This is a genomic window from Streptomyces sp. M-16 (assembly GCF_052114405.1).
In the GTDB taxonomy this organism is placed as follows: Bacteria; Actinomycetota; Actinomycetes; order Streptomycetales; family Streptomycetaceae; genus Streptomyces.
Genome location: NZ_JBFRER010000223.1, coordinates 1 through 5,519 on the forward strand (window position 1 = coordinate 1; position 5,519 = coordinate 5,519).

Sequence of the window (5,519 nt, forward strand, 5' to 3'; positions counted from 1 at the left end):
GTCGACGGGCAGGCCGCGGGTCCAGGCCTCGGCGAGGGCGCCGAGGAAGGCCTCCGGCTCGGGACGGTCCTTGCGCAGCACCGGGGTCAGCAGCCCGGAGAAGGCTTCCGGCAGGCTCTCCCCCGCCATCGCGGCGAGGACACCCTGCGGACCCAGCTCCAGGAAGTGACCCACACCCTGCTCCTCGGCGAGGTASCGGATCCCGTCGCCGAAGCGCACGGCGGCGCGGACGTGACGGACCCAGTAATCGGCGGAGAACTCGGTGATCCGCTCGCCGGTGACGTTGGAGACGACCGGGATGGAGGGGGCGGAATAGGYGAGGGTTTCCGCGACCTCGCGGAAGGCCTCCAGCATCGGCTCCATCAGCGGCGAGTGGAAGGCGTGCGAGACCGTCAGCCGCTTSGTCTTGCGACCCCGCTCSGCCAGCGTCGCGGCCACCGCCAGGACCGCGTCCTCGGCACCCGAAATCACCACCGAATCGGGCCCGTTGACCGCGGCGATGTCGACGTCGGCGCTCAGCAGYTCCCGGACCTCGTCCTCGGTCGCCCGCACGGACACCATCGCCCCGCCCTCGGGCAGGGCGCCCATCAGCGCACCGCGCGCCGCCACCAGACGGGCCGCGTCCGCCAGGGACAACACCCCCGCCACGTGCGCCGCCGCTATCTCACCGATCGAATGACCCGCCACGAAGTCCGGACGCAGACCGAACGACTCCGCCAGCCGGTACAGCGCCACCTCTACGGCGAAGAGGGCCGGCTGGGTGACCTCCGTGCGGTGGACCTCCTCCCCGCCCCCGAACACCAGCTCCTTCAGCGGCAGGTCGAACCGTCCGCACACCTCGTCGAACGCGGCCGCGAACACCGGCTGCGCCTCGTACAGCTCACGCCCCATCCCCGGACGCTGCGCGCCCTGACCCGAGAACAGGAAGGCGAGCCGCTCGCCCGTGCCCGTGACGCCCTGCGTCAGGCCGGGCGCGCCCGCGCCCTCGGCGAGGGCGCGGAGGCTGGCCGCGTAGCCGTCCCTGTCACCGGCGAGCACGACCGCTCGGTGCTCCAGCGGCGAGCGGGTGGTCAGCAGCGCCGCCGCGACGTCCGCGGCGGGCACGGAGGCGTCCAGGTCCAGCAGCCGTGCGGCCTGGCCGCGCAGCGCTCCGGCGCTGCGGGCCGAGACCACCCAGGGCAGCGGCCCGGCGGGCTCCCCACCGGTGGCGGGAGCGGGCGCGGGCTCCTGCGGCCCCTGTTCGATGATCACGTGGGCGTTGGTGCCGCTGATGCCGAACGAGGAGACGCCGGCCCGGCGCGGGCGGCCGGTCTCCGGCCACTCCACGGGCTCGGTGAGGAGTTCCACCGCGCCCGCGGACCACAGCACCTCGGGCGTGGGCTCGTCGACGTGGAGGGACTTCGGGAGGACGCCCTCGCGCATGGCCATGACCATCTTGATGACGCCCGCGACACCGGCGGCGGCCTGCGCGTGCCCGATGTTCGACTTCAGCGAGCCGAGCCACAACGGCCGGTCCTCGGGCCGGTCCTGGCCGTAGGCGGCGAGGAGCGCCTGTGCCTCGATGGGGTCGCCGAGGGTCGTGCCGGTGCCGTGCGCCTCGACGGCGTCCACGTCCTGCGGGGCGAGCCGGGCGTTGGCGAGCGCCTGGCGGATGACGCGCTGCTGGGCGGGGCCGTTGGGGGCGGTCAGGCCGTTGCTGGCGCCGTCCTGGTTGGTGGCCGTACCGCGGACGACGGCGAGGACCCGGTGTCCGTTGCGACGGGCGTCGGAGAGCTTCTCCAGGAGGAGCACGCCCACGCCCTCCGCCCAGCCGGTCCCGTCGGCGCCGGCGGAGAAGGACTTGCAGCGGCCGTCTGCGGCCATGCCGCGCTGGCGGCTGAACTCGACGAACACGCTCGGGGTGGCCATGACGGCGACACCGCCGGCCAGGGCCATGGTGCACTCGCCCTGGCGCAGCGACTGCGCGGCCAGGTGCAGGGCGACCAGCGAGGAGGAGCAGGCCGTGTCGACGGTGATCGCCGGGCCCTCCAGCCCGAAGGCGTAGGCGACGCGGCCGGAAACCACGCTGCCCTGGGTGCCGGTGAGGCCGTAGCCCTCGACCTTCTGCGGGTTCTCCTCGACGCGGAAGGCGTAGTCGTGGTGCATGGATCCGGCGAAGACGCCGGTCCGGCTGCCGCGCACGCTGTCGAGGTCGAGGCCGGCCCGCTCGAAGACCTCCCAGGAGGCTTCGAGGAGGAGCCGCTGCTGCGGGTCCATGGCGAGGGCCTCGCGCGGGGAGATCCCGAAGAGGACGGGGTCGAAGTCTCCGGCCCCGTAGAGGAATCCGCCCTCGCGGGCGTAGGTGGTGCCGAGCCGTTCCGGGTCGGAGTCGAAGAGGGTGGCGAGGTCCCAGCCGCGGTCGGTGGGGAACCCGTCGACGGCGTCGCGGCCCTCGGCGACCAGCCGCCACAGGTCCTCGGGCGAACCGACCCCGCCGGGGTAGCGGCAGGCCATGCCGACGATCGCGATCGGCTCGTCGGGGGCGGCGGCCGTGACGGCGACGGGCTCGTCGGGGGCGGCGGCCGGGGTGCCGTCCTGGGCGCCGAGCAGTTCGGCGAGGAGGAAGCGGGCGGCCGCGTTGACGGTGGGGTGGTCGAAGACGATGGTGGCCGGCAGCCGCAGGCCCGTGGCGGCGCCGAGCTGGTTGCGCAGTTCGACGGCGGTCAGGGAGTCGAAGCCGAGCTCCTTGAAGGCCTTGTCGGGGCGGATCGCCGAGGGGTCGGCGTGGCCGAGCACGGCGGCGACCCGGCCGCGTACGAGGTCGAGGAGCTCGCGTTCGCGTTCGCCCTCGCCGAGGGCGGCGAGGCGCCGGACCAGCGAGGAGACCTCGGCCTCCGGGGCGCCCGCCTCGACGGCGCGCCGGGCGGGGGTGCGGACCAGGGAACGCAGCAGCGGGGGCAGCAGCCCGGCGGCGGCGCGGGTGCGCAGGGTCGCCGCGTCCAGGCGTACGGGGACCAGCAGGGGTTCGCCGGGGGCGCGCAGCGCCGAGTCGAGCAGGGCGATGCCGTGGTCGGAGGCCAGCGGGAGGATGCCGGCGCGGGTCATCCAGCCGAGGTCGCCGTCCTTGAGGTGGGCGAGCATGCCGCTGGACTGCTCCCACAGGCCCCAGGCGAGGGAGGTGGCGGGCAGGCCCTGGGCGTGCCTGCGGTGGGCGAGGGCGTCCATGAAGGAGTTGGCGGCGGCGTAGTTGGCCTGGCCGGGGTTGCCGTAGACGCCGGCGATGGAGGAGAAGAGGACGAAGGCGGTGAGGTCGAGGTCGCGGGTCAGCTCGTGGAGGTTCCACGCCGCGTCCGCCTTGGGACGCATCACCGCGTCGAGGCGCTCGTCCGTCAGCGAGGCGACCAGTCCGTCGTCCAGGACACCGGCCGCGTGGACCACCCCGGTCAGGGGACGGTCGGCCGGAACGGCCGACAGCAGCGCGGCCAGCGCACCACGGTCCGCCACGTCACACGCCACGACCTCCGCCGAACCACCCAACCCGGCCATCTCCGCCACGAGTTCGGCCGCACCCGGAGCATCCGGACCACGACGGCCCGTCAGCAACAGGTGCCGCACCCCGTGCTCGGTGACCAGGTGCCGGGCCACCAACGCACCCAGCGCACCCGTACCCCCGGTGATCAGCACCGTCCCCTCCGGGCTCCAGAGGGGTCGGCGGCCCGCCGGCTCGGTGGCCCGGACCAGCCGGGGGGCGAGCAGCGAGCCGTCGCGGACGGCGAGCTGGGGTTCGCCGGTGGCGAGGGCCGCGGCGAGGGCGGTGTCGGTGTCGCCGCCCTCCCACGGGTCGAGGTCGACGAGGACGAAGCGGTCCTGGTTCTCGGTCTGGGCGGAGCGCAGCAGGCCCCACAGCGGGGCGTGCGCGAGGTCGGTGACGTCCTCCCCGGCGCGTACGGAGACGGCGCCCCGGGTGACGATCACCAGGCGGGCGGCGGCCAGCCGGTCCTCGGCGAGCCAGTCCCGGACGAGTCCGAGGGCGTCGGCGGTCGCCGCGCGGGCGGCTTCGGCGGTCCGGGCCGCGTCCGCGTCCGCCACGGTGTCGGCGGCGGGGGCGGGGGCGTAGGAGTAGACGACCGTGGAGGGGACGGCGAGCCCCTGGTCGAGGGCGGCGGTGAGGTCGGCGAGGCGGGGGTGGGCTGCGCCGCCGAGCTCGGTCCAGTCGGGGAGCGCGGCGCCGCCGGCCGCGGGGACCGCCGACCACTCCACGCGGTGGAGTCCGTCGCGGTGTGCGCCGCGCAGGGCTCCCGCGGCGACGGGCCGCAGGACGAGGGACTCGACGGCGGCCACGGGGCGGCCCTCGGTGTCGGCCACGTCCAGCGCCACCGTGTCGGTGCCGAGGGGGGTCATGCGCAGGCGCAGTGCGGTGGCGCCGGTGGCGTGGAGGGACACGCCGCTCCACACGAAGGGCAGCCGGACGCCGGAGTCCTCGCCGCGGGCGGCGCGGACGAGCTGTTCGGCGTGGAGGGCGGCGTCGAGGAGGGCGGGGTGCAGGCCGAAGCCGGCCGCCTCCTCGCGCTGCGCGGAGTCCAGGGCCACCTCCGCGTACACGGTCCCGCCCGCGCTCCAGGCGGCCTTCAGGCCCTGGAACGCGGGCCCGTACGCGTAACCGGCCTCGGCCGTCCGCTCGTAGAAGCCCTCGATGTCGACGGGCTCCGCGCCGGCCGGCGGCCAGGCGGTGAGGTCCGCGTCGGCGGCGGGGGCGGAGGCGGGGGCCAGGAAGCCGTTGGCGTGACGGGTCCAGGCGGCGTCCGTGTCGGCGTCGTCGGGCCGCGCGTAGACGGCGACGGAACGGCGGCCGGAGCCGTCGGGGGCTCCGACGACGGCCTGGACCTGGACGGCCGCGCGGGGGGCGAGTACGAGCGGGGCTTCGAGGGTGAGCTCTTCGAGGTGGGCGCAGCCGGCCTCGTCACCGGCCCGGACGGCGAGCTCGACGAAGGCGGTGCCCGGCAGCAGGACGGTGTCCAGCGCGCCGTGGTCGGCGAGCCACGGGTGGCCCTGGAGGGAGATCCGGCCGGTCAGCAGGAACCGGTCGCCGTCGGCGATCCGGACGCAGGCGCCCAGCAGCGGGTGTCCGGCCTCGGCCAGGCCCGCGGCGGACACGTCGGCGGCCCCCGTGGCCGGGGCGTCGAGCCAGTGGCGTGCGCGCTGGAAGGGGTAGGTGGGCAGTTCGGTGGCCGCGGTGGCCCCGGAGTCGGTGAGGACGGAGTTCCAGTCGACGTCGACGCCGCGGGTCCAGGCGGTGGCCAGGGAGGTGGTGAAGCGGGCCAGGCCGCCCTCACCGCGCCGCAGGGTGCCGGTGGCCAGGATCTCCGTGCCCGCGGCCTCCGCCGTCTCCAGCAGCCCGTACGTCAGCACCGGGTGCGCGCTGGACTCCACGAACGCCCGGAACCCGTCGGCCAGCAGGGAGCGGACGACCGGCTCGAAGGACACCGGCCGGCGGCAGTTCTCGTACCAGTACGCCGCCGTCAGCTCGGGACCCTCCAGCA

At 75.7% G+C, this 5,519-nt stretch carries 1 protein-coding gene; it reads right to left on the reverse strand.

Features of this window, described 5'->3' with window-relative positions; all coding sequences use genetic code 11:
* A partial coding sequence (locus AB4039_RS41155) for a type I polyketide synthase (RefSeq protein WP_442273198.1) occupies positions 1–5,519 on the reverse strand: 5,519 nt, incomplete at both ends.